The sequence below is a fragment of the Cognatundibacterium rivi genome (assembly GCF_018139565.1).
Lineage (GTDB): Bacteria > Pseudomonadota > Gammaproteobacteria > Burkholderiales > Burkholderiaceae_D > Undibacterium > Undibacterium rivi.
In genome coordinates, this window is the sequence record NZ_JAGSPK010000002.1 from 520,995 (window position 1) to 545,037 (window position 24,043).

At 49.1% G+C, this 24,043-nt stretch carries 20 protein-coding genes; 8 read left to right on the forward strand and 12 right to left on the reverse strand.

Features of this window, described 5'->3' with window-relative positions; translation table 11 throughout:
* Positions 1-18: 18 nt before the first annotated feature.
* The 3 genes from KDM87_RS06625 to KDM87_RS06635 are packed head-to-tail and all read right to left on the reverse strand — an operon-like array spanning position 19 to position 3,294.
* On the reverse strand, positions 19-960 hold the full coding sequence (locus KDM87_RS06625; RefSeq protein ID WP_212678333.1) for a polysaccharide biosynthesis tyrosine autokinase: 942 nt from the start codon (positions 958-960) through the stop codon (positions 19-21).
* Positions 953-2,404 carry a Wzz/FepE/Etk N-terminal domain-containing protein gene (locus tag KDM87_RS06630; protein WP_212678334.1) on the reverse strand — a complete coding sequence of 484 codons (1,452 nt, stop codon included), beginning with the start codon at positions 2,402-2,404 and terminating at the stop codon, positions 953-955. The genes KDM87_RS06625 and KDM87_RS06630 overlap by 8 nt, the downstream gene beginning before the upstream one ends.
* Positions 2,404-3,294, reverse strand: a complete 891-nt coding sequence (locus tag KDM87_RS06635; RefSeq protein WP_212678335.1) for an SLBB domain-containing protein — start codon at positions 3,292-3,294, stop codon at positions 2,404-2,406. Before KDM87_RS06635 ends, KDM87_RS06630 begins: the two co-directional genes overlap by 1 nt.
* A 275-nt stretch (positions 3,295-3,569) precedes the next feature.
* On the opposite strand from KDM87_RS06635, the gene KDM87_RS06640 reads away from it, so the two are divergent.
* Together KDM87_RS06640 and KDM87_RS06645 are read left to right on the forward strand one after the other, a co-directional pair.
* Positions 3,570-4,538 carry a glycosyltransferase family 2 protein gene (locus KDM87_RS06640; protein ID WP_212678336.1) on the forward strand — a complete coding sequence of 323 codons (969 nt, stop codon included), beginning with the start codon at positions 3,570-3,572 and terminating at the stop codon, positions 4,536-4,538.
* Positions 4,539-4,553: 15 nt separating this feature from the next.
* Entirely contained in the window at positions 4,554-5,972 is a 1,419-nt protein-coding gene (locus tag KDM87_RS06645) for an undecaprenyl-phosphate glucose phosphotransferase (RefSeq protein WP_212678337.1), read from the forward strand.
* Between the two features lie 17 nt (positions 5,973-5,989).
* Here KDM87_RS06645 and KDM87_RS06650 read toward each other — a convergent pair whose 3' ends face one another.
* Together KDM87_RS06650 and KDM87_RS06655 are read right to left on the reverse strand one after the other, a co-directional pair.
* A complete protein-coding gene (locus KDM87_RS06650) occupies positions 5,990-7,045 on the reverse strand; it encodes a GNAT family N-acetyltransferase (protein ID WP_212678338.1) in 1,056 nt (351 codons plus the stop codon).
* A complete protein-coding gene (locus tag KDM87_RS06655; RefSeq protein ID WP_212678339.1) occupies positions 7,035-8,294 on the reverse strand; it encodes a YihY family inner membrane protein in 1,260 nt (419 codons plus the stop codon). The genes KDM87_RS06650 and KDM87_RS06655 overlap by 11 nt, the downstream gene beginning before the upstream one ends.
* 75 nt (positions 8,295-8,369) lie before the next feature.
* Between KDM87_RS06655 and wrbA the strand changes: the two genes are divergently transcribed.
* The 5 genes from wrbA (at position 8,370) to KDM87_RS17935 (ending at position 13,574) form a co-directional block, all read left to right on the forward strand.
* On the forward strand, positions 8,370-8,981 hold the full coding sequence (wrbA, locus tag KDM87_RS06660) for an NAD(P)H:quinone oxidoreductase (protein WP_212678340.1): 612 nt from the start codon (positions 8,370-8,372) through the stop codon (positions 8,979-8,981).
* On the forward strand, positions 8,978-9,361 hold the full coding sequence (locus tag KDM87_RS06665) for a DUF2069 domain-containing protein (RefSeq protein WP_212678341.1): 384 nt from the start codon (positions 8,978-8,980) through the stop codon (positions 9,359-9,361). Before wrbA ends, KDM87_RS06665 begins: the two co-directional genes overlap by 4 nt.
* Positions 9,354-10,760 (forward strand): FAD-binding oxidoreductase, encoded by a 1,407-nt coding sequence (locus KDM87_RS06670; RefSeq protein WP_212678342.1) that lies wholly within the window; start codon positions 9,354-9,356, stop codon positions 10,758-10,760. Before KDM87_RS06665 ends, KDM87_RS06670 begins: the two co-directional genes overlap by 8 nt.
* A gap of 13 nt (positions 10,761-10,773) precedes the next feature.
* On the forward strand, positions 10,774-11,223 hold the full coding sequence (locus KDM87_RS06675; RefSeq protein ID WP_212678343.1) for a DUF4124 domain-containing protein: 450 nt from the start codon (positions 10,774-10,776) through the stop codon (positions 11,221-11,223).
* Positions 11,224-11,555: 332 nt separating this feature from the next.
* Complete coding sequence (locus KDM87_RS17935; RefSeq protein ID WP_212678344.1) at positions 11,556-13,574, forward strand: methyl-accepting chemotaxis protein; 2,019 nt, start codon at positions 11,556-11,558, stop codon at positions 13,572-13,574.
* A gap of 146 nt (positions 13,575-13,720) precedes the next feature.
* Here the strand turns inward: KDM87_RS17935 and KDM87_RS06685 are convergent, their stop codons facing one another.
* Entirely contained in the window at positions 13,721-14,971 is a 1,251-nt protein-coding gene (locus KDM87_RS06685) for an MFS transporter (protein ID WP_212678345.1), read from the reverse strand.
* A 97-nt stretch (positions 14,972-15,068) separates the two neighbouring features.
* Here KDM87_RS06685 and KDM87_RS06690 point away from each other — a divergent pair, with 97 nt between their 5' ends.
* Positions 15,069-16,040 carry a LysR family transcriptional regulator gene (locus KDM87_RS06690; RefSeq protein WP_212678346.1) on the forward strand — a complete coding sequence of 324 codons (972 nt, stop codon included), beginning with the start codon at positions 15,069-15,071 and terminating at the stop codon, positions 16,038-16,040.
* Between the two features lie 58 nt (positions 16,041-16,098).
* Here KDM87_RS06690 and KDM87_RS06695 read toward each other — a convergent pair whose 3' ends face one another.
* From KDM87_RS06695 to KDM87_RS06720, 6 genes are all read right to left on the reverse strand, one after another.
* Positions 16,099-16,383 (reverse strand): hypothetical protein, encoded by a 285-nt coding sequence (locus tag KDM87_RS06695; RefSeq protein ID WP_212678347.1) that lies wholly within the window; start codon positions 16,381-16,383, stop codon positions 16,099-16,101.
* A 367-nt stretch (positions 16,384-16,750) separates the two neighbouring features.
* A complete protein-coding gene (locus KDM87_RS06700; protein WP_212678348.1) occupies positions 16,751-18,163 on the reverse strand; it encodes an OmpP1/FadL family transporter in 1,413 nt (470 codons plus the stop codon).
* A gap of 113 nt (positions 18,164-18,276) precedes the next feature.
* On the reverse strand, positions 18,277-19,086 hold the full coding sequence (locus KDM87_RS06705; RefSeq protein WP_212678349.1) for an oxidoreductase: 810 nt from the start codon (positions 19,084-19,086) through the stop codon (positions 18,277-18,279).
* Positions 19,087-19,127: 41 nt separating this feature from the next.
* On the reverse strand, positions 19,128-22,196 hold the full coding sequence (locus KDM87_RS06710; protein ID WP_212678350.1) for an efflux RND transporter permease subunit: 3,069 nt from the start codon (positions 22,194-22,196) through the stop codon (positions 19,128-19,130).
* Positions 22,193-23,302, reverse strand: coding sequence for an efflux RND transporter periplasmic adaptor subunit (locus KDM87_RS06715; protein WP_212678351.1), 1,110 nt, complete (start codon positions 23,300-23,302; stop codon positions 22,193-22,195). The genes KDM87_RS06710 and KDM87_RS06715 overlap by 4 nt, the downstream gene beginning before the upstream one ends.
* Before the next feature lie 84 nt (positions 23,303-23,386).
* Positions 23,387-24,013, reverse strand: a complete 627-nt coding sequence (locus KDM87_RS06720; protein WP_212678691.1) for a TetR/AcrR family transcriptional regulator — start codon at positions 24,011-24,013, stop codon at positions 23,387-23,389.
* Positions 24,014-24,043: the final 30 nt, after the last annotated feature.

Genomic DNA, 24,043 nt, shown 5'->3' on the forward strand with positions numbered 1-24,043 from the left:
GTGTATCCGTTCGTCATCTTAAACAGCGCGTCGGAAGAAGGGTAAGCGACGCAGAAGTGCTGCTATCCTTGCGCGCAAACCTGTGCTGTCGCCCTGCGGCGCGTATTGGTTGTATATCGTGCCTATCACATTAACCCCTGCTGCCTGCATGTCGCTTCGGGTCTGACGTAAATCGCTTAATACCGTCAGGTCTTTCTGCGCAACCAGTAAAGCAACGCCAATCTGATGTGCGACCATCTGCGCGTCCGAACTTTCAGACGCCGCACAGGTATCAAATACAAACGCATCGAACTGGTCGTGGCATGATTCCAGCAATTCCCGCAGTCTTGGCGCCCGCAAAATTTCGAGTGGGTTCGGTGCACGAGGGCCTGCTGGCAGAATATGCAAATTGGGCATCAGCGGAATTAAGGCGTCACTCAGCGTCAGGCGGCCGATCAAAACGGATGATAAACCGTCGCGTACCCCCAACGAAAACAATTCATGCAAATTACCGGTGCGTAAATCCGCGTCAATCAGCAGCGTTTTCCGTCCAACTTGCGACAATGCAATGGCAAGACTGGCTGCCATATAAGTCTTGCCTTCGGCGGTGCCGGGACTAATCAACGCAAATTTGATTTTTTCCAGCGCCCCATACTTCAACAGTAACTCACTACGTAAGCCGCGGATTTCTTCTGCTTCTTTGGAAAAAGGTGCGTGAAAAAAACGTAGCTTCTTATCTGCACTACCGTTATACAGATCCTTGCTGCCAACACCAAACTGCTCACCCAGAGCGGAATCAATTTCCACCTGACTCAGTAAGCCCAATGCCAGCGCAGCATCACCAAAACGCAATTTTTTTTCCCGCTGCTCGACAGATATCTGTTCAACCTGCGCTTCGGTCAGCAAGCCTTTTTGTAAAAACAATTCACCAAGACGCCCAATTTTTGTTGCGCCCGATTGCGCCTCATTCAATTCAGGCATGCGTCTTCCTCTCAGCAATACGACCGATATTTACGTCTTTATCCAGCAACCTTTCATGAAAGCCGACCTGCGCCATCACAGGAACATCAAATTCCCGCTCCAGATCCTCCAGACAGCGAACTTTTCTATGCATCAGCTCAAGTAAAAAAGCCAGACTCAGACCCAGCATCAGACCTGCGATCAGACCAAACACCAGATTATTTTTCAGTAAAGGCTTCGCATGTTTCTCTGGCAGCTCAGCCCATTGCATGACGGTCGCGTTCGAGATCACAACGTTACTCGTCATCAGCAATTCATCAAATTTTTGTATCGCTGCGTTATAAACTTTCTGCACGCTGTCTAATTGCCGTTGATAAGAGCTGATGACATCGCGATGTTTTTTGTTTTCAAACGTTTTTTTCTGGTAGCCCGCCAACTCCGCTTCCATCACTTTTTCTTGCTGCGCCAGCCGACTTTCCACCGTTAACTGAGACTGAAACGCCGTTGCCGATTCCTTTTCCAGCTTATCCATCAAGGCTTTTCTTTCATCCTGAATCGCGATGTAACGGGGATGGCGTACGCCCAACGTCGTTTTAGCGTTGGCCAATTGCGTATCAAGAGAAATCAGAGCAGCCTTCAGGCCGGATATATGACCTATGCCAGCGATTTCTGGAATATCTGAATTTAAATTGCCCTGTTTGAGTAATTTTTCCAGAGATTGACGTTTTGCCTGCGCTTCGAGCTTTTGCAACTGCGTTTCCATCAGCTTGGTACTCAAGGCTGCCATCTGACGGGATTCCAGATCGGCACGTTCATCAACATCAACGATCTGGAATTCCTGTTGATATGCGGTCAGTTTTTTTTGTATTTCATCCATCTGACGACTTAAGGTTTCCAACTGTGCGTTGTACTGATCTTTACGCGCACGCGCCGGTGCATTCATCATTTCCAGTGATAAATCAATATATGATTTCACCACCGCGTTCACGACTTCTTTTGCGTGCTGTGGTGTACCTGCGGAATACTGAATCCCAATGACACGACTATTTTTATGCGGTGCGACTTCGATATTTTTAGCGATCGACTCTGCCAGCGCACGCAGGCCGCCCTGCTCGCCATAGCGGGCAATCAGACGCCGGCTGTCGGCGGAATTTTGCAGATGTAACTCGGCAATCACACGCTCCGCCACCTGCACACTTTTAATGACGTCAAACTGCGTCTGCAGATAACTTTCATCCTGCAAAGGGTGAAACTGCCGGCCACCGATAGGATCATTGACTCTGTAATCAATAAAAATATCTGCCGTCGCGACATAAGTTTTCGGCAGCAACATACTGGTGATGCCTGCGCCAAGCACCGCAATCATCGTCACAATAAAAATCAAATAGCGACGGGCGCGCAGCATCGCACCTATTTGTGTAAATGAAAGTATTAATTCAACGGAAGGATTTTTCATCTTATTCATTAAAAAATCCGTTCTTTGATCATGACCACATCACCCGGCAATACCGGATCTGATATCTGCGCCGGAATTTCTTTCAACTCTCCGCTATCTGATTTGCGATGAATAATAATTCTCGAAGCTGAGCCGCGCTCAGTAACGCCGCCGCCGATAGACAAAACGCGCACGATGTTCAAATCATCCTCCATCGGATACATTCCGGGACGGCGGATCTCTCCGTAAACATAGAAATTCTTTTGTTGCCCGATGATCAGCACATCATTCGGCAAAATTTTTTGCATCAGACTGTCATTGTTCTTCTCGTCATCAAAATCGAGCTTCATCGAGGTAAACTCGCGCAACTCTGTCTGACCATTCTGACTCATCCGGCGCAATACCTTCAGATGTTTATCCGCTCTGGGAGTAACACCACCAGCGAGACTCAGCGCTTCCACTATACTCATCTGTCCCTGCAACGGGAAACGTCCGGGACGCAGAACTTCCCCGATCACGGAAAAACTACGGCTGACTTGCTGATTGATTTTGACTGAAACTTTAGGATTCAGTAAATATTGCCCTTGCTCGAGTTTACTGGCAAAAATACTGGCAACTTCATTCGCGGTTTTTCCTTTGATGCTGATCGTTCCCACCAGAGGCAAGGTGATAATACCGGTAGGACCAACGATTACATCTGCACTCAGGTCAGATTGACCAAATACAGTAATCAACAGCTGATCGCCTTCTCCTACGAGGTCTGACGAGGAATCAGTTACAGATAAAGCAGATTGTTCCTGCTGAATGACGGATGTTTTCTCTGCGGGCAAAGTGGAGAGTTTGCTTTCCACCTTCAGCTTTGCACTGATCGCTTGCTCAGTCTCTTGTGCAAAAACATTAGCAAATAATGAAATCAGCAAAATTCCGGCACAAAATTGCCTTAAAAATTTCGCATCGGATTTCAAAATAGAAGTAAAAATCATTTAAACCTAAGCTTAGAGGGAAAACCGTTTTATTTTATATTGCCAGAGTAAATAAAGATGCAAATTTTTGTCATACACACAAAATATCTTGCGTTTGAAATGCATCCTCATATCCATGACTTAAAACACAAACATAACAATTATTAACTATTAACAATTGTTCGCACGACACTCGCTACGTTAATATTGCACAAAATGAATGAAAGCAAACTATGGTTCCGTCCACAACAGAGCAAGTCCAGCAGCATCCCGTTTTGAATAACAACATCAACGTTGACTCCAGTGCGTATCAGACCGTAAAGACCGTACCGCTGGTCATTATCGCGCCTGTTCGCGACGAAGCAGATTTAATCCGTCTGACTCTCGATTCTATGGTCCGCCAAACCATACGTCCTGTTGAGTGGATCATCGTCGATGATGGCTCACAAGATGCAACGCCAGACATCGTTCGTGAATATGCAGAAAAATATGATTTCATCCGTCTGGTGCAACGACCAGACCGGGGATTCCGCAAAGTCGGCGGCGGCGTTGTTGCCGCTTTCAAGTATGGCGTTTCGCAGATCAAACATCAGGATTATCAATACATCGCGAAATTAGATGGTGACATGTCATTTGGTCCGCGTTACCTGGAAATGATGTTTGATCAGTTTGCGAACGATGAAAAATTAGCCGCGGTTTCCGGCAAAGTCTTTCGCGAGGAAGATGGAAAAAAAATCGAAGAAATCATCATCGATGAACATGTCGCAGGTCAGTTTAAATTGTACCGACGTGTCGCTTTCGAACAGATAGGCGGCTTCGTCGAAGAAGTATTGTGGGATGGAATTGACGTACATACAGCACGGATGAAGGGTTGGAATACCCTGAGTTTTTATCATCCGGAAGCCATCCTGATGCATCACAGACTGATGGGTTCATCAGATAAAAATGTCTACCGGGGACGCCTGCGCTGGGGCCGAGGCATCTGGTTTATGGGATACCACCCCTTGTATGCAATCGCATCCGGCATCTTCAGAATGCGCGAAAAGCCCTTCATTATCGGTGGTTTGCTGATTATCGCTGGTTACCTGCAAGCTGCAATAAAGAATGCGCCCAGATATGACAATCCGGAATTCAGAAAACATCTGCATCAATGGCAGTTGGCACAAATCAAAAGTTTATTTTCCAAAAGCAAAACCAAATAAAAAGAAACAGCACTTATGTTCAATTCTCACTCGCATGCTAACTCATCACAACCGGCACATTTGCTCTCTGTGTTGACGGGAATAGCATTCGGTACCGCAATTTGTTTAACCTTATTTGCTATTTTGCATCAGGTCGAAGAAACAGATGTGGATGTGTTTGGCATCCGTATCATTATTGCGGGCTTCACCAGCATCATCGTTTTTTCTAGCCATCAGTTACTCAATTCACTGCAAGCTAAAGACGCACTTCCTTTATTTCCCAAATTGAGCTGGCGCTGGTTTATCGTCTTCATGGTCGTGTTGCTGACCGCCTATATCGATAAGGCATCGGAACAACTGTCGCGTAAAGTCATGTTCTTATGGCTGGTGATAACGCCATTTGTTCTGATGAGCGTCGCCATGCTGATACGGTCTGTTGCCAAAGCTTATTATTCGAATCCCGCCCGCCGCAGAAAAGCAGTATTGATCTGGTCAAATTCAGCTTCAGCAGGATTAGTTAATGCTTTAAGGGATTCGCCGTTGGCAGCGATAGATCTGATCGGTTTTTTTGACAACAGGAATGAGTTACGCCCACCGATCGATATTAAAAAGCTGGGAAATATCGAAGATGCGGTTGACTGGATCGTTGATCCGGAAACCGGAAAAATGAATGTGGATATCGTCTTTATAGGTATGAGTAGTAAAGAGTCGCCGGAACTCGAAGAGATTATTGAAGTTTTGTATGACAGCACGGCGACGACTTATTTTGTTCCGGAATCTTTAATTTTCGGTATGCCGGGAATTCAGCTACGCGAATTAGCAGGTCAGCCCGTGCTGGCTTCAACGGAAACACCTTTCATCGGACTGGCCGCGCTGCCTAAAAGAATACTGGATTTTACCGGAGCACTGATAGGACTGATACTGCTGTCGCCGGTGCTAATCGCCATTGCAATCGGCGTACGTCTGAGTTCGGCCGGCCCTGTACTGTTTAAGCAAGTCCGATACGGTATCGCGGGACGACCAATTAATGTGTATAAATTCCGCAGCATGAAAATAGCACCGAAAGATGTTCCGGTTATTCAGGCAAAAGTCGGCGATTCCAGAGTGACTAAATTTGGCAGCTTCATCAGAAAAACATCGCTCGACGAATTACCACAGTTGTTTAATGTACTGAAAGGTGAAATGAGTCTGGTTGGGCCACGACCACACGCTGTTGAGCACAATGAACTGTACAGAAAACTGGTGACTGGCTACATGTTCCGCCATAAGATCAAACCGGGAATCACAGGCTGGGCACAGGTTAACGGTCTCAGAGGTGAAACGGAAACACTGGAAAAAATGCAGGCGCGTGTTGACTATGATCTGTACTACATGCAGCACTGGTCTATCTGGCTGGATATCGTCATTATCTGGCGCACACTGAAAGTCGTTTTTGGCGATAAAAATGCTTATTGAGCCGTCTTTCATTCGTCTTATTTTTTAGCATTTTTCCAAGCGCGGAGAGCTTTTCCCACCGACGACTCTTTCAGATGTGTCCTCGCTGATAAGTAAGCGCCCTGCGCTCTGCTTATCACTTCAGGAGCAGATACCGCCCCCTCGCACAGAGGAATGAAGCCAGTTGCAAAGCGCTGCTTATACGCTTGCTCTCCACGCCCCAGGTCTATCAGCCCAATCTGATGTGCCTGCGCCTCTCTGGCACACGATGCCAACAGAATAAGGCCCGGCGAAAATTCTGCGTAATCCGTGTCATACCAAGGAAACCAGTAGTGCAAAACAGGACCGGAACGCATACCAAAATGCGCAGCGATCATCTTGTCGCCAGCATATAAACAAGAAAGTATTCCACCAAAATCTGCGCTGTTCTGCGAAAAAATATTTTGCACAACCTCACGTATCCATGGGGTCGAAAAAATATCATGTTCAGCACCCAGCGTCCTGATAAATTGCGCCGATTTCCCCGATAGCAAAGCATTAAATTCCGCAGTATCTCTGGAGTGCATAGTGAAAGACAATGTTCCGAATTTTTTGGCGAGTTTGCGCTCATTGGTTTCAACTTTTTTGAGCAAGGACGCATCACGTTTATCATTCAGACGTTGAGCATAGGCGGCAAAACCACCTTCCAGATTCAGGGTCAATGAACGGCTATGGCTCCATGCATATGTAGAGAAATCATGCCGTTCCTGCGGCATGTGATTAAACCCCATATAAGCGACGCCCATCGCTTTCAGCATTTCACCGACTGGCAAGTGATACTGAAAGGAACAGATTGGCCCCTGATAATCAGTAAGTCCACCGCCAATAACATCGGCATGGAAACGATTTATTTTGTGATAAGGGAGAAATCCGATCACCTGCCCTGCATCTTCTATGACCAGAACACGCACATCCGGCCGGGCAGCCGCGATCATCTGAGAATATTGTGGATGATAATAAGGACTGCGATAGACGGGGGATACAGACTGTAAATGCTGCCATTGCGTGAGCAAACCTGCATCTAATTCTGACGTAGAGATCTGACTAAATTTCATTTTTTTGCTCTTGCGTCAGAAAATACTCTTGCAAATTTTTTTGTAAGCTCACTTCAATTACGTCTTCGACGAGGGCAGATAAACGGCTGCCTTGCACGGGCTCAAACACAAATACTTTATAAACATCGGCCATCGTCAATAAAGAAGGATTGGCCGCCATCGTCCATAAATCACCACCATCGCTGTTACGCGCCCATAAAGTTGAAGCAGATGCGACTGTCGGTGACGACACCTGCGCCACCCATCCGGCTTCCAGCATACGCTGCAACAAGCCCTCTATCTCATCGAGCCCGAACCTTGTTTGCGCACGGATCTGTGCGGCATTGACTATCGCGTTACTTGTGCTGTGACGGGCAAAAAACAGTACCTGCAATATTTTGAGCGCATCTTCAAATGCACTGCCTGGCGTAGGCACATGCCACCAACGCTCATATTTCACAATCGGCAGCGCTGCTGCGATCACTGCACCGATAAGCGTCACCAGCCACGAGAGGTAAATCCAGATCAGAAAAATAGGTACTGCCGCTAACGCGCCATAGACGACAGTGTAAGTAGAAAAATGCGTAATGAAGGCAGCGAAGCCGCGCTTTGAAATTTCAAATACGCATGCGGCAAACAGACCGCCCCAGGCGGCGTCACGCAAATTAACTTTGCGGTAAGGCACAGCAAGATAAAGCAAGGTAAACGCGCCCATCGTAAAGACGATAGAAATCGTTGTGTAAAAAATCCCCCCGATAAACGGAACCGATTTCACGACACCACTGGTGGCTGTAAACAAATAGGAAGTCACTGAAATCGAAGCACCAATCAGCAAAGGACCTAGTGTAATAATGGCCCAATACACCAGAATGCGCTGAAAAATGGGGCGGGAACGCTTTACCTGCCAGATCTGGTTAAATGTCTTGTCTATCATCGCCATCGTTGCGATCGCGGTGATCATCAGTGCGATACCGCCAACGGCGGAAAGCCGGGTCGCTTTTGTTGCGAATTGTGTTAGATAGCCGAGGATAGTATTGGCTATCCCTTTCGGCATTAAATTCTGGATGAAATAGGCTTCCAGCGAAGTCCTGAAAGTATTAAACAGAGGGAACGCCGTGAATATGGCCAGTGCAACAGTCAGAATCGGCACCAACGCCAGCACAGTGGTAAACGTCAGGCTACCTGCCACCTGCGACAACTGCCCTTCCCGCAATCGCTTGCGGGCAAACTGAAACAAATTCTGCAAATGCTTCCACAACGGTCCGTGCATACATTTCTTAAATAAAAAATACAAGTCCTCTATTTTACTGAGAGAGTCACAATAAAGCCCAATATAATAATAAATATGAATACAACTAACCTCACCCTACTCGTTTTATATTACTCACGCCACGGAAGCACACGAAAACTGGCAGAATTTATCGCTCAGGGAATTGAAAGCGTTCCCGGTTGCGATGCCAGATTGCGTACTGTGCCATCTGTGTCTCCGACAACAGAAGCAAGCGAATCCGAGATTCCCGCCAGCGGTGCACCTTATGTCGAACTTGCAGATCTTAAGGAATGCGCAGGCATCGCACTGGGATCACCAACACGCTTCGGCAATATGGCATCGGCAATGAAGTATTTTTGGGATGGCACCGCTGCCGACTGGCTTTCAGGAACACTCAGCGGAAAACCCGCCTGCGTATTCACCAGTACCGGCAGTCTGCATGGCGGTCAGGAGTCGACTTTATTAAGCATGATGTTACCGCTGCTGCATCACGGCATGCTGATCACCGGCCTGCCTTACAGCGAAGCTGAACTGATGACGACCTCCACAGGCGGCAGCCCTTACGGCGCTACCCACTGGTCCGGTCTGGATGGGAAAAACATGATCTCCGAAGATAGTCGCCGCCTCGCAATCGCACTGGGACGACGTCTCGCTGAAACGGCTGTCAAACTCAATACAGCATCATGATTACAGCCCGCCAAAAACAATTTCACCTGCTCGCCTGCGTCAGTCTGATTGGACTGATTTTGCTGTGCATTTTATGGGAAACCTGGCTGGCGCCAATCAGACCAGGCAGCTTCTGGCTCATGCTGAAAGTACTTCCTTTGTTTATTCCTTTGCGCGGCGTTTTACGCAAAGATAATTACACCATGCAGTGGACCTCGATGCTGATATGGCTGTATTTCACTGAAGGTATCGTCCGCGCCTATAGCGATATTAATCTGTTGTCAGTCAAACTGGCATGGGTAGAAGTCATCCTCTCTGTCACTTACGTCACTGGTATTCTGGGCTACTTGCGGCCGATTAAAAAGGAAGCGAAAAAAGCCAGAAAGAGCCAGCATGAATGAGTTCATCCAGCAATGCCGTAACGCCATCGGTGCCAGTTATGTTCTGACGGATAAAGACGAGACATTTGCCTACGAACAGGAATGGCGTCAACGTCTGCGTGGGAATGCCTTAGCGGTGTTACGGCCAGCGTCAACACGGGAAGTCGCCAGTCTGATCAGCATTTGCAAAGTCTTTGGCGTCTCTGTTGTTCCTCAGGGAGGCAATACTGGCCTGGTTTTAGGCAGTATTCCTGACAGTAGCGGTAAATCAGTTGTGTTGTCGCTCAGGCGCTTGAACAACATCCGTGCAATTGACACTGCAAACAATACATTGACCGCGGAAGCTGGCTGCCTGCTCAGCGCGATTCAGCAAGCAGCAGCAAATGCAGACAGGCTTTACCCCTTGTCGTTAGCTTCTGAAGGAAGCTGCACCGTTGGCGGCAATCTCTCTACGAATGCTGGCGGCACCGCTGTGCTGCGCTATGGTAACGCCCGTGATTTGTGCCTCGGACTTGAAGTCGTCACTGCGAACGGTGATATCTGGGATGGCCTGCGGGGCTTACGTAAAGACAATACAGGTTACGATCTGCGCGATCTTTTTATCGGAGCCGAAGGCACGCTGGGCGTCATTACTGCCGCGACACTCAAATTGTATCCGGCACCAGTGGCCAATTTGACGGTCATGGTGGCGCTGGAAAGCCCAGAAGCCGCCTTATTATTACTGAATGAAGCCAGTAAAAAACTCGGCCCCACTCTGACAGGATTTGAACTGATTTCCAGGATTTGCCTGCAACTGGTAATTAAACATATTCCACACCAATCGGATCCGTTCACACAACAATATCCATATTACGTATTATTAGAGACATCCGAGCATCAATCTGCGGAACGCGCAACAGTGTTCATCAGGGATTTTTTGGAAGCACAGTTAAATCAGGGGCATATCCTTGACGCGATCCTGGCAGAAAATATCAGCCAGGCTAATGCCTTGTGGAGTCTCAGGGAAAACATTTCCATGGCACAGGCAACGGAAGGGAAAAATATCAAACACGATATTTCTGTACCTATTTCCAGCATCCCCGAATTCATTGCGAAAACAAATCAATTATTGGAACAACATTTCGCGGGAAGCAGAGTAGTATGTTTCGGGCATATGGGTGATGGTAATCTGCATTACAACGTTTCACCTGCTGCCGAACAATCGGCTGAGGTCTTTATTCAGAATCAGGAAGCAGTCAACCGATTGGTTCATGATCAGGTTCATCTTTTCCACGGATCGATCTCCGCTGAACATGGACTCGGTGCATTAAAGAAAGAAGAAATTCAACGCTATAAATCGCGCATCGAAATGAATCTGATGCGCACGATAAAGCAGGCTTTAGATCCTCATCATCTGATGAATCCGGGGAAAATTATCTGATCAGGGAGAAATAATGTCACGTTTTCTGATGGCTTTTTTACTCAGCATTTCTTGCGTCCAGCATCTGTCTGCGGCAGAAATTTATCAATGCGAAAAAGACGGGCGGATGCAATATAGCCAGACACCCTGCTCCCAGGACCAGAAAGCCTTAGGAAAAAAAGTCACTCAGGATACAACTGATAGCGCCAGCGAAAAACAGCGTCACGTCACCCAGTTGGCGCAAGATAAAAAAGAAGCCGCCAGATTAGAGCGCAAACGACACAAAACTGAAGATAAACGAGATAAAGAAATCAGCCGGCAAGCGGCCAAAACAGAAAAACAAAAAGATAAGTGTGACAAAGCTCACCTGCAAGTGAAATGGGCCGAAGAAGATGCTCGCAATGCCTCACCCAAATCAGAAGCGAAAGCACGACAAAAACTTAAGAGAACGAAAGAAAAAGCAGATCTGGCTTGTAGGCATTAATCGAAAACATATCACTATAGTGTTTCGTTGAAATACGCATCTTAATTTGTGTAAAGCCAACTGAACGCCCTCGAAATTGTCCCGGCACCAATGTTGTAAATTGGTTAAAAACAATATTTCTTTTGATTTTGTCGGCAGCAGAACAGCATACGTAATTACCCGTAGAACACGATATTTTGGTTGCAAAAGATTGACGCAACTTAGAAAATAGCAGCAACTCATCATAATTTCACATATAACGTCTTGATGTGAATCAATGTTTTAAGCTCACTACATTTGAGTTTAAGTCCCCTCAGTTAATGCATCACCGTCCTGACGAAGCACCCAAGAAAATGACTTCAACCAAACAAAAAAAACTCGGCCAACTTCTTGGCCTAAGCGTATTCTCTGGTGCTTTTTTAGTACTGATAATTTTCACTAGCGCCGTCGCGTTGATTATTCACCAATCCCTCGAAAAGAGCGCTACGCAAGACATTACGAATCTGCTGAATTCAGTTAATGATAGCTTTGAGGTATTTGACAATGCAGTTAAAGCTGATGCAGAGCGAACTGGCGACAACTTCCGGGCGGAACTCGGTGATCAGTTCACTGTTGAAAAAGATAAAAAAGTCGATGTTGCAGGAAAAAATACTCCGTCGCTGAAACTTGATGACAAAGTAATCAATAATAATTTCGATATTGTCGATGGGTTCACTGCGCGCACAGGTGCGATCGCGACGTTTTTTGTGAAGGATGATAGTGATTTCATCCGTGTTTCTACGTCTTTAAAAAAAGAAAATGGTGAACGTGCCATTGGCACTGCATTAGATAAAAATCATCCCGCCTACAACCTCTTACTTGATGGTAAAAGATTTACCGGAACTGCAAAGCTATTCGGTAAAAATTACATGACCTACTACAACCCATTCATGGGGCAAGATGGCAAAGTCGCGGGTGTTATTTTTATCGGCATTAACATTGAACCAACATTGGGGCTGCTCAAAGACAAAATTAAAGCAATGAAGATAGGTAAGACCGGCTATTTTTATGCCTTTGATAAAAAAGATGGAAAGCAACAAGGCAACTTAATGATTCACCCGGTAAAAGAAGGTGAAAATATTCTTGATTCACGTACTGCTGACGGTCAGTTGTTTGTTAAGTCGATGATAGAAAAAAAGGAAGGGACAATCCGCTATGACTGGATTAATTCAGAAAAAGGAGAAACCAAAGCAAAAGAAAAATTAGTCGTTTTTCGTTCTATCCCTTCTGTGAATTGGATACTGGCAGGTGGCGTCTATTCGAGTGAACTGGCAGAAGAAAGCATGAGTCAGGTCTTGTGGCTTGGAGGCCTGGCAACGGTTCTCTTAATCATTGGCGGAATATTATTTTTAATACTGGTTCGCAAAGTGGTTACCGTGCCATTGCAACAAGCAACAACATTAGCAGAGTCACTGGCTGTCGGAGATTTAAGTCGTCGGGTTGAGACCGCGAGCAATAATGAAATTGGCCATATGTTGCAAGCGATGAATGGTATTGGCGAAGGACTCAGTAAAGTGGTAGCGGAAGTAAGAAGCGGTTCAGCTAACATTCAAATCGCGGCACAAGAGATCGCGAGCGGAAATGCCGATTTATCTTCACGCACAGAAGTTCAGGCTGGCACGCTCGAAGAAACCGCCAGTTCAATGGAAGAACTCACCTCCACAGTACATCAGAATGCGGCGAATGCAAAAGAAGCAAATCGTTTTGTCAGCTCTGCAAGTGAAGTGGCGACACAAGCGGGAACCGTGGTCAATCGCATGGTAGAAACGATGGTGGAAATCCGCGACAGTTCCAAAAAAGTGGAAGACATCATCAATGTGATCAATGGCATCGCCTTCCAGACAAATATCCTCGCATTGAACGCGGCAGTAGAAGCTGCACGAGCCGGGGAACAAGGCAGAGGCTTTGCGGTCGTTGCTGGTGAAGTGCGTAATTTGGCACAACGTGCATCGGCAGCTGCCAAAGACATTCAAAGCCTGATTAACGACTCAGTTAAAAAAGTGGAATCTGGCAGCGTGATGGCAGATGAAGCTGGCAGAACCATGGGGCGCGTAGTCGAAGATATCCATAAAGTAACGACACTGGTCAATGAAATCAGTCACGCCAGCGTTGAACAAAGCGCAGGCATCAATCAGGTAAATGATGCGATCAGTAACATGGATGAAATGACGCAACAAAACTCTGCATTGGTGGAGCAGGCAGCAGCGGCAGCAGAAAGTATGCGGGAGCAATCAGATAAGTTATCCGCGCTCGTGGCTCAATTCCGCACTAGAGACCAGACTCAGCCAATGGCTTCAGCTCCACATCGCAAAATTCTGCCAGCATTAACCTGATAAGCAACGGGATAAGGGCTGATAAGCGCGCTTTGCACTTATCCCGACAAACACGCTTTAGTGGAACATTATTTGTAGTAGTTCCGACTTGATCGCACACCGTGCTCAGCCACAAACCACACTGGCGTCAGCATCAGAGTACTGCGTTATGATTTGTTTACGTGTGTCGTTTTCAGGCGCAAGGCAAACGCAGCTAAGGAAGTCAAGGTAGCCATGCCTGTTACTGCAATCCATCCCCATTGCGCCAAAAGTATGCTACCGGCAGAAGCGCCAATCGCCATACCGATAAACATACCAACGAATAACACCGCGTTCAGGCGACTACGTGCTCCGGGGTCAATTCCATAGACAATGGTCTGATGGGCAACGAGTGTCATCTGCACACCGAGATCAAATCCTATGGTGCCAATAATAAGCAACCACAACTGCGTTACAGGAGAACACCATGAGCCGATACACATTAACGCAAACGACAGTACTGCCAATCCTGTGCCAAGGCGCGTTACCATTTCTGGCCCCCGCTTATCAGCCAGATGTCCCGCAACCGGAGCTGCAAGTGCACCAACAGCGCCAGCCAGGCCAAATGCACCGGCAACCGCGCTTCCCATATGGAATGGTTCGCCATGAAGCATCACTGCCAGCGTAGACCAGAATGCACTAAACCCCATCGATAACACGCCTTGCGCAAGCGCAGCCTGACGCAATCTCGCATGGCGACGTAAGAGATCCAGCAGAGAGGCAAGCAATGCGCGATAAGAGAGATTGGTTGTCGGCGTAAAACGAGGTAAGCCGCGCCACATCGCTATCCCGATTCCAATGACACTCACCGCGGCGATGACAAACATAACGCGCCAGCCAAAGCGCTCAGCAACGAAACCACTGACGACACGCGACAACAAAATACCCAGCAACAACCCCGTCATCACGGTACCGACAACTTTTCCGCGCCGGCTTTCATGCGCGAGAGTCGCCGCTGCAGGAACAATATCCTGTGCCATCGTTGCCGTCAGCCCGATCGCCAGACTGGCAACTAAAAGTACATCCAACGAATGGGAAAAAGCCGTTGCAAGCAGCGCCAATACCAACAAGGACAGTTTGATCAGAATAATTTGACGCCTGTCATGGCGATCGCCCAAAGGTGCTAACAACAAAATGCCCAAGGCATAACCTAACTGCGTCAAGGTCGGCACAAATCCAATATTGACGTCGCTGACACCGATATCCTTTGCCAGAGTCCCCAACATGGGTTGGCTGTAATAAAGTGAAGCTACAGATAAACCTGCGCCACTCGCCAATAGCAGGACCAGGGACGACGATGGCTGCTGGCTTTGAGAATCAGCATTCATTCCAGTTTTGGGTAAGTGCGTTTTAGCTAATGTGCTCTGAATGGAAGGCATCACGAATTTCCCGTTAATTATTGATGACGCACATTTTGATTGCGATCACAAAAATACGGTAGTAGCATTGGTTGAACACATGTTATACGTTAAGCGTATGAAAAAATCCGTCATTCAACTGCCTGATAACACAACAGCATCATCTTTACTGTCCAGTTCGGGGGATAGGATAGAGCTCATGCAGACCTTTGTACGCATCGTGGAAGCGGGTAATCTTTCTGCAGCCGCGAGCCAGTTAGGAACAACTCAGCCGACAATCAGCCGTCGCTTGCAAACATTAGAACGTTCGCTCGGAGTCCGACTGCTACATCGATCCACCCACACCATACGACTAACGACAGATGGTGAGCGCTGTTACCAGCATGCCAGAAATTTATTAGAGAACTGGGCAGCGTTCGAATCAGATCTGCGCGGTTCAGGTCAGGACCCGACAGGTATGTTGCGGGTTGTCGCGCCACATGCGTTTGGTCAGGAGCGTTTTATCAAACCGCTTGCCGACTATCTGAAACGCTATCCCAAAGTGAATGTGGAATGGTTATTACACGATGATATTGCGATTGGTGACTTCATCTCTGACGGGATTGATTGCGCGATTCAAGTGGGCGAAATCAGTGACTCATCTCTGGTTGCGATCAAACTCACCGAAGTACCACGTATCGTCGTCGCGTCTCCGGCTCTTCTCGACAATCAAGCATTGCCGCAGGAACCCGCAGAACTCGCCGCCCTGCCCTGGCTGGCATTGCGCACCTACTATCGCAACGAAGTACTCCTGCGCCATAAAACCACTGGTGAAGTACAACGTATTGCGATTGCGCCGCGAATGAGTACAGACAATCTGTATGCGTTGCGCAGCGCGGCATTACAGGGACTGGGCGTTGCGGTCAGCTCGGCGTGGATCATGGAAAACGATCTCGCTGCCGGACATCTGCAACATCTGGCAACAGCGTGGCAGGCAGACCCACTCCCCGTTCATCTGGTCTATCCTTATGCTCGCTTCTACCCAGCCCGCCTGCGCTGCTTCATCGACGCAATCAGGGCGGCAGTTGAGACGCCGGTGGCTACTAAGTAACGCAACAACGGCGAGCAACCTCTCTGCGTTCCAGCCCAAAAATCATGACTTATTGTGATTAAATCTTTTCTCGAAATTTCGCAACCGACTCCTCTTTTGCAGTTACGTCGAGCTTTGCTTCATTTGAAGAATCACTTATCAAATCAATCGATAGATTCTTTTTATATTCTCCCTGAACAAAATCTGTCAGATGCTCAATTCTCCATCGTCGAATATATATTTCTATCGTCGCTTTTCTAATCCATTTTCCAATTAAGGGACTTACACTATCAACATTAATTGGCTTGTCTTCAGCAATTAATTTGTCAATTGCGGCTTGTACATCGACATAGCGTATCTTCATCCTTGTCATACAGTATCTCGCCTACATAAATTAGCTCTTACAAAAGTAAAAATTGAAAATCTGAAAACCAATGCTTTTTTTTGTCATTTATCTAGCTCGATAGACTGAATTCGGCAGCACCACGCAAGCTTTTAGTGCGGATATTTTTCGTCCGATATCACAGCTAAAATTGTTAGTGTCTTTTTTTAGAAATTATCAAGAACCTGTTTTACGCTCGACAGCGAAAAATCATCGACACAATCACTACCAGATGAAATGCAAGATGCTTTAGTGCACTTGCATTTTGAGCAGCGCGTGAATCCCGATTAAGCACGGTAAAAACGTAAACAGGTTCTGATAATGCGTCAAATTCCTATATGCAACCGGTTCAGAATCGATAATTGTAGGCAGCACCGATCATATGCAGGCTAGTTTTCCAGGTACCTTGAGTAAGCTCTCCGTTGCCAGTGCATCCGCTGATTAAAGGTGAACAGGAATTTTTGTAGCTTCCACTTGCGTTCTGAAAGTGCAAATAGGAATACGCCAGATCAACAGATGAGTTGCTATTCAGCTTCCAGTTTGTACCGAATGACAGTTGCACGCGATTTGCATCTGGCAACGCTGGATGACGCAGTGTATTGCCTGCAACTGGAGATTGGTCGTATGCGACGCCACCACGCAGCGTGAACTTTTCGTCGAGCTTGTAACTCGTACCCACTGAGAAGCGCCAGGTATTTTTCCAATTCTGAAGTATCACCTCATCGCCCTGCACAGTTCCGGGAAACTGGATGTTCAGGTTTTTTAAGCGCGAAGTGCGGGTCCAGGTGGCATCTGCCATTACCGCCCACTTCGGATCGATCTGGCGGAAACCATTAATGGAGAACGTTTCAGGTGTGCGGATGCTCAGCAATACTGCAGAATTATTCTTACCAGAGTTAGCAGCAATGATCTTGTTGACGACGGCATCGGTGGTGACGTTAAAGTCCCAAACGGCGCTGCCCGTCAGTGAGTGCGAGATCGGGGAACGGTAAGCCAGGCCAAAGCGAGTATTTTCATCCAGCTGGAACAGGTAACCAAAATTCCACCCATACCCCCAGTCCTCACCATCCATAGACCCATGCCCATCCTTGACGCTGGCAAGCGTAGCCGGATTGCCTCCAGCCGTCACGATGGCACGCAGCAAAGCAGCAGAAGCTGGTGTACCAGCCAAAGCGGCGATAGATCCGGGCACATCCACCCCCTGCCCCAGATTAGCCTTAATGAGCTGAGCACTCACGCCAAAACCAAACGAATGCTGTTCATTGACCTTGAAGCTAACAGACGGATTAAGGTTAATCGATTCCAGTTTTATATTAGTCATCGCGTAACGACCAGACCAGTTGTTATCGTAGTCAAGCTTGCTACCATAAGGAACGAACAGGCCAAAGCCGGCAACCCACTGGTCGTTGATTTTTCTGCTGACATACAAAGATGGTGCCGCCACCACGCCCGGCGTGTAACTGTCCTGATTAGTCAGGCCACCAGAGCTAGTACCGGTGAAGCGTCTCGATCCGCTATCAGTAAAACTCGACTGCGGTATGACCGCAGTTACGCCACCGATGATCTGAGTACCTTCCAGACGGCTCAAGCCTGCTGGGTTGGCAAAGATCGTGGACGCATCAATTGCTTCAGCACCGTTGGCTTCAGCCGTACTTTGCGCGGACACACTCTGGGAACCGAAACGATAGCCGGATGCGTGCGAGGACAGGGATGCAAGACCTAAAGTGGTAGCGATGGTCAGAGTAAGAAATTTAGGTTTCAAGATGTAGTCTCCTTCATTGTTGATAAATCTGTTGATATGGTTGTTAACCAGATTGTTATGGGTTCTCGGGTACTTCATTTTTGCAGCAACGTCGCAATCTTCTTGCTGCAAAATCAGCTGGCCAGCCCGAACGTCTTTCGCAGACCTTTCTCGACAGGTCCGGCGGGCATGAAACGGCGCAATCTGGACAAAAGAGATGCCTCGCCTTTAGGTGTATGACGCATCTTCCAAGCACCCAACGCAGCTTCGACAATCGTGGAGGCAACGCCATCGGGCGTTGGCGCCTTTTGGATGTTGTTTTGAATTGCCTGTGAGACGGCATTAAGTTCTTTGCTGTAATCAGAAATTCTGGCGACGGTCTGCGGAGCGTTCAAATCCAGGTTGGTTTTGGTAAAGGATGGTTCAACTAGCGTCACGCGGATACCAAATTGACGCACCTCGTTATCCAAGGTTTCAGACAAACCTTCAACCGCATGCTTGGAGGCCGAATACAGTGCCATATACGGCGCAGGCAGAAAACCCAGCACCGAGCTGACGTTCACGATGCGGCCGGAGCGCTGCTCACGCATGTGTGGCAGCACAGCCTTGATCACGCGCAAGAGGCCGAAAAGGTTGGTGTCAAACAAGGTCTGCGCTTCGGCAACCGAGGTTTCTTCCGTTGCCCCAAGCAGAGTCACCCCAGCGCTGTTGACCAACACGTCGATGCGTCTGGTCTGCACGACGATACTCTGGATGCCGCGCTCAATCGACGCTTCGTCCCGGATATCCATCTCAATGAGTGCCACGCCGGGTATGGCTTGCGCTTTTGCCGGGTTGCGCACAGTACCAAATACCCGGCAACCAAGCCTGGCAAATTTTTCTGCAGTGGCGCGCCCAATGCCTGACGACACGCCGGTAATAACGACAACTTTAGAATTCGACATAACAGTTCCTTTTGTAAAGGTAAATCGGGATGAATGGCAGATCAGCTTTGCGACGGTGATGGCCTGATCTTGAACCAGATGGAATACATCGCAGGCAAGAACACCAGAGTCAGAATTGTTCCCGCTAATGTGCCGCCAATCAGTGTGTAGGCCAGCGTTCCCCAGAATACGGAATGGGTCAGCGGAATGAAGGCCAGAATCGCTGCCATTGCCGTCAGAATCACGGGACGGGCACGTTGCACGGTAGCTTCAACAACAGCACTGAATGGATCCAACCCGGCCTCTTCGTTTTCACGGATCTGTCCGATTAAGATCAGTGTGTTACGCATCAGGATGCCCGAGAGCGCAATCAGCCCAACCAGCGCGTTAATGCCGAATGGCTGCTGGAACAAAAGCAACGTTGGCACTACGCCTATCAGTCCGAGTGGGCTCGTCAGAAACACCATGACCATCCCCGAGATCGAGCGGACCTGAAGAATGATAACGAGCAGCGTAAGCGCTATCATGATGGGGAATAATGGCAGCATCGCCGTAGACGCCTTGCCGGACTCTTCGATCGAGCCCGCTTGCTCAGTCATGTACCCAGGTGGCAGCTTGTCAATAACAGGTTGTAACTGCTTCAAGATAGCGCTGGACACATCCGGCGGTTGCAGCTCTTCGGCGATGTCGCCACGCACAGTAATAGTCGGGGTACGGTCGCGACGGCGCAGAATAGGATCTTCCATGCGGACGTCAACATTGCCAATCTGCGACAGCGGAATGCGTTGCCCGGACAAACCAACCAATGTAAAGCCAGCGATCTTCGCGGGGTCGAGACGGATATTGCCGGCCGCACGGCCAACCACCTGCACAGAACGGATATCCTCGCGGACCTCTGTCAGCGTCGCTCCGTTTAACAGGAACTGCAACTGCAATGCGACTGAAGTCGAAGTCAGTCCAACGTTTTGTAGCCGGTCTTGGTCAAGCGTTAAGTGCAAGGCAGGTACGCGCGTGCCCCAATCCGTGTTGACGGTGCGCATCATAGGACTTGCATGCATGATGGCCTCGATTTGTGCGGAGATCTCACGCAACTTGTCCGGATCCGGCCCCATGACGCGGTAGGCCACAGGAAATGGCGAAGGGGGACCAAACACAATCTGAGTAACACGCACACGCGCCCCAGAAGCCAGACCATCCGCTACCGCCTGGCGCAGCCTGAACTTGAGAGCTTCGCGTTCCTTATCGTCACCCGTGAGCACGACGATCTTCGCAAAAGACGGATCGGGTAACTCAGGAGACATCGCCAGGAAGAAACGTGGCGCACCTTGACCGATGTACGACGTCACGATTTTGGCCTCCTTCTGTTTCGCGAGCCAGGCTTCGACCTTTGCAGTCGCGGCACTGGTTTGCTCAATCGACGTACCATATGGCATCTGTACTTCTACCAAGACCTCCGGCCGGTCCGAAGTCGGAAAGAACTGCTTCTTGACCAGCCCCATACCGACGACTGCCAGTACGAACGCCGCGACGACAGTGCCTGCGACCAGCCACTTGCGGGCAATTACCCGCCCTAACACCTGTCGGAAACGATTGTAGTGGCGGGTATTGTAGATTGCTGTGTGCCCTCCTTCGACTTTTTGAATGTCTGGCAACATCTTCACACCCAGATAAGGTGTAAATACGACCGCCACAATCCAGGATGCGATGAGAGCGATACCGACGATCCAAAACATATTGCTGGTGTATTCACCGGCTGTGGAACGTGCGAATCCATTGGGCATGAAACCGATAGCGGTGACCAGCGTGCCGGAAAGCATCGGGGCTGCTGTATGGCTCCAGGCATAAGCTGATGCGGCAACGCGGTTATACCCTTCTTCCATTTTCACCACCATCATTTCGATGGCGATGATGGCATCGTCTACCAACAAGCCAAGTGCCAGAATCAGCGAGCCAAGCGTGATGCGGTCGAAATTCTTGCCGGTGGCCGCCATAATGACGAACACAGCAGCCAGTGTCAGCGGTACGGCCGCTGCAACCACGATACCTACGCGCCACCCCATGCTGACAAAGCAGACGACCAGCACAACGAGCAAGGCAACGAAAAACTTCACCATGAACTCGTCCACTGCCGAGCTGATGTTGACGGACTGATCGGTCACCTTCGTCAACGACATTCCCAGCGGAAGGCTGGTGTTGATTTTGCTGATTTCCGCCTCAAGCGCCTTGCCGAGATCAAGCCCGTTCCAATCGTCGCGCATCACAACTCCCAGCAACAATGCCGGTTCGCCGTTATTACGAACCTGGAAGGTCGTCGGGTCTTCATAGCCACGTTCGACAGTCGCCACATCTGACAGCTTCAGCGTCCGCCCCTGCGCGGCAATCGGGGTTTGCCGGATTTTTTCCAGGTTATCGAACGCGCCATCGACACGAAGGAAAACTTGTGGCCCCTTAGTTTCGATGGAACCAGCAGGGGTCAGCACGTTCTGACTGTTGAGTGCGGTGAAAATATCTTGCGGCGTCACGCCCAGCGTAGCCAGACGATCGTGGGAGAAAGAGATAAAAATGCGCTCAGCTTGCTCGCCGATGATGTTAACCTTCTTCACACCCGCGACATGCAACAGTTGCTGGCGTAAGCTTTCTGCATCGCGCACAAGCAAACGTTGCTGCTCGCCCTTCGCTTTAAGAGCAAGGAGCGCGAACGTGACGTCAGCATATTCGTCATTGACTATCGGCCCGATAACGCCGGCGGGAAGTTTTTTGGCCTCGTCACCAATTTTTTTCCGAGCCTGATAGAACTGTTCCTGCACCTCCGACGGTGGCGTCTTGTCGAGCAGGGAAATCATCGTGAACGCCATACCGGGGCGGGTATAGGTTTCAGTGCGATCATACCAGCGCAACTCCTGCAGGCGCTTTTCCAGTGGTTCGGCGACCTGATCTTGCATCTCTCTGGCCGTTGCCCCTGGCCATACGGTAACGACCGTCATCTGCTTGATCGTAAACGGTGGATCTTCCGCACGTCCGAGCTTAAAGAATGCAAGAATGCCTGCGACTGAAATCAGGAAGATCAGGAACAGCGTAATGGCGCGCTCTCGTACTGCAAGCGCCGACAGGTTAAAACGGCCTTCACTCATGGCGTCACTCCTGACGTTGTTGCAGTAGCTTGGCTGGCTACCCGCACCAACTCACCTTCGCGCAATAAGTGTGTGCCAAGTGCGACAATCCGGTCACCCCGCTTGAGTTGACCGGTAACAAACCCACCATCGTCATCCAGACGCTGCAGCTTCACTGCGCGCCGGGAAACTTTTGCTGGCGCCCCTTCGACAACCCAGACCCCTGGCCCATTTCCAGCGTCAAAGATGGAAGCAATCGGTACGCGCACGCCATCCTGTGTGATAGCAAGCCCGCTTTGGATCTGAATGGTAACGGTCGCGCCCAACGGGGCGTCCGAAAGATCACCATCGAGCACATAGCGCGCTTCATAAGTACGTGTCAGCCGATCTGCCACTTCTGAAAGTTGCCTGAGTTTTGCGGAAACCGCACTACCCTCTTTACCAAATAATGTGGCCTGAGCAACCGAACCGACAGCAGGACGCAAGGTTTCCGGTAACTGAACAACGGCTTCGCGACGTCCGACGCGGGCAATGCGTACAACCACCTGACCAGCATTGACGACCTGACCTGGCTCAACCAGCGTTTCCATGATGACGCCATCGGCATCCGCCACCAATTCTGCATAATGAGTAGCGTTACGTGCAACTTCCGCCTGAGCTTCGCTTGCATTGAGTTGTGCTTTGGCGGCATCTGCCGCTGCCTTGATCTGGTCGTAGGCTGACGACGATATTGCACCGGTTCCCCGAAGGTCGCGGTAGCGGGATTCGTCCCCCGCCGTTTGCAGTGCACGTGCCTGGGCAACTGCCACTGCTTCTTGCTGAGCATGGGCTGCCAGCTTCAAATCTACCGGATCAATGCGCATCAGTACCTGCCCGCGTTTGACTTTTTGCCCTGCATCCACCAGTCGATCCATTACCTTGCCAGAAACCCGGAAGCCAAGATCGCTTTGGACTCGGGCGGCTACGGTGCCAGTAAATGCACGCGATGCAGTGACCGCGCTCTGGGCGGTCGCAACCCTCACCAGCGGTGCTTCGGTACGCGGATCAGATTGCTGTTTTGCGCCGCAAGCGACCAGCGCAAACGACAATGTCGATATGACAGCAGAAAAAACGAGGTGACGGAACATAGGAATCCCACATATAACTGAACAGGATTCCCATTTTGAGACTAGTGACCAATTATGTCAACAGTCACATTTGAAATATCGCATTTATGGCGAAAGACTTCGCAAGATTAAGCTGGAGAGTTGTGCCGGTGCATCAGCGGTAGAGTCAAGGCTGTGTTGCAAAATCAAAGGGTTGAGATAAGGGCGAAAGACGAGATAAATTGACGCAGCAGTCTCATCCAACGGGGTCTTGCGCTCAAACTCTCCCGTCTCACGCCCCTGAATTAAGATGTCTTGTAGCAGCATTTTGATGCGTGCTTCGTAGGTACGTACCGACTCCCAGTTTTCAGTGGCGGCAGAGGCTGCAATGTCATACAACTTACGATCTTCAAAAAAAAGACGAAGACTGGATTCGACGATGGTCTTAAACATGCGTCGGAATTTCTCTGATGGATAACCGCCCCCATCAACGGCTGATCGGACGTCTGTCTCAATCTCATGCAGGCAATTTGCACAAATCAGTTCGCCAATGGCCTGCTTGGACTCGAAGAACTTATATATATATGCCTTAGAAAAACCGATAGCCTTCGCAAGATCAGAGACCGTCGTTTTTTCGTAACCGTACAGCCGAAAGTGCTGGGTGGCGGCGATGACAATCTGATTCCGCACTTCGTGATCAACGGGGCCGCGGGTTGTGCCTGAATGGGTGCTAGTGATAGTGGTCGCATTCATTGCCGTTGCGATGCCAGCGGTACTGGACAT

Coding starts and splice junctions, on each gene's coding strand:
- KDM87_RS06710 (WP_212678350.1), bottom strand. CDS start 22,196: ATGAGTGAAGGCCGTTTTAACCTGTCGGCGCTTGCAGTACGAGAGCGC.
- KDM87_RS06630 (WP_212678334.1), bottom strand. CDS start 2,404: ATGAATAAGATGAAAAATCCTTCCGTTGAATTAATACTTTCATTTACA.
- KDM87_RS17935 (WP_212678344.1), top strand. CDS start 11,556: ATGACTTCAACCAAACAAAAAAAACTCGGCCAACTTCTTGGCCTAAGC.
- KDM87_RS06670 (WP_212678342.1), top strand. CDS start 9,354: ATGAATGAGTTCATCCAGCAATGCCGTAACGCCATCGGTGCCAGTTAT.
- KDM87_RS06645 (WP_212678337.1), top strand. CDS start 4,554: ATGTTCAATTCTCACTCGCATGCTAACTCATCACAACCGGCACATTTG.
- KDM87_RS06665 (WP_212678341.1), top strand. CDS start 8,978: ATGATTACAGCCCGCCAAAAACAATTTCACCTGCTCGCCTGCGTCAGT.
- KDM87_RS06720 (WP_212678691.1), bottom strand. CDS start 24,013: ATGAATGCGACCACTATCACTAGCACCCATTCAGGCACAACCCGCGGC.
- KDM87_RS06640 (WP_212678336.1), top strand. CDS start 3,570: ATGGTTCCGTCCACAACAGAGCAAGTCCAGCAGCATCCCGTTTTGAAT.
- KDM87_RS06685 (WP_212678345.1), bottom strand. CDS start 14,971: ATGCCTTCCATTCAGAGCACATTAGCTAAAACGCACTTACCCAAAACT.
- KDM87_RS06705 (WP_212678349.1), bottom strand. CDS start 19,086: ATGTCGAATTCTAAAGTTGTCGTTATTACCGGCGTGTCGTCAGGCATT.
- KDM87_RS06625 (WP_212678333.1), bottom strand. CDS start 960: ATGCCTGAATTGAATGAGGCGCAATCGGGCGCAACAAAAATTGGGCGT.
- KDM87_RS06675 (WP_212678343.1), top strand. CDS start 10,774: ATGTCACGTTTTCTGATGGCTTTTTTACTCAGCATTTCTTGCGTCCAG.
- KDM87_RS06715 (WP_212678351.1), bottom strand. CDS start 23,302: ATGTTCCGTCACCTCGTTTTTTCTGCTGTCATATCGACATTGTCGTTT.
- KDM87_RS06650 (WP_212678338.1), bottom strand. CDS start 7,045: ATGAAATTTAGTCAGATCTCTACGTCAGAATTAGATGCAGGTTTGCTC.
- wrbA (WP_212678340.1), top strand. CDS start 8,370: ATGAATACAACTAACCTCACCCTACTCGTTTTATATTACTCACGCCAC.
- KDM87_RS06690 (WP_212678346.1), top strand. CDS start 15,069: ATGAAAAAATCCGTCATTCAACTGCCTGATAACACAACAGCATCATCT.
- KDM87_RS06655 (WP_212678339.1), bottom strand. CDS start 8,294: ATGCACGGACCGTTGTGGAAGCATTTGCAGAATTTGTTTCAGTTTGCC.
- KDM87_RS06695 (WP_212678347.1), bottom strand. CDS start 16,383: ATGAAGATACGCTATGTCGATGTACAAGCCGCAATTGACAAATTAATT.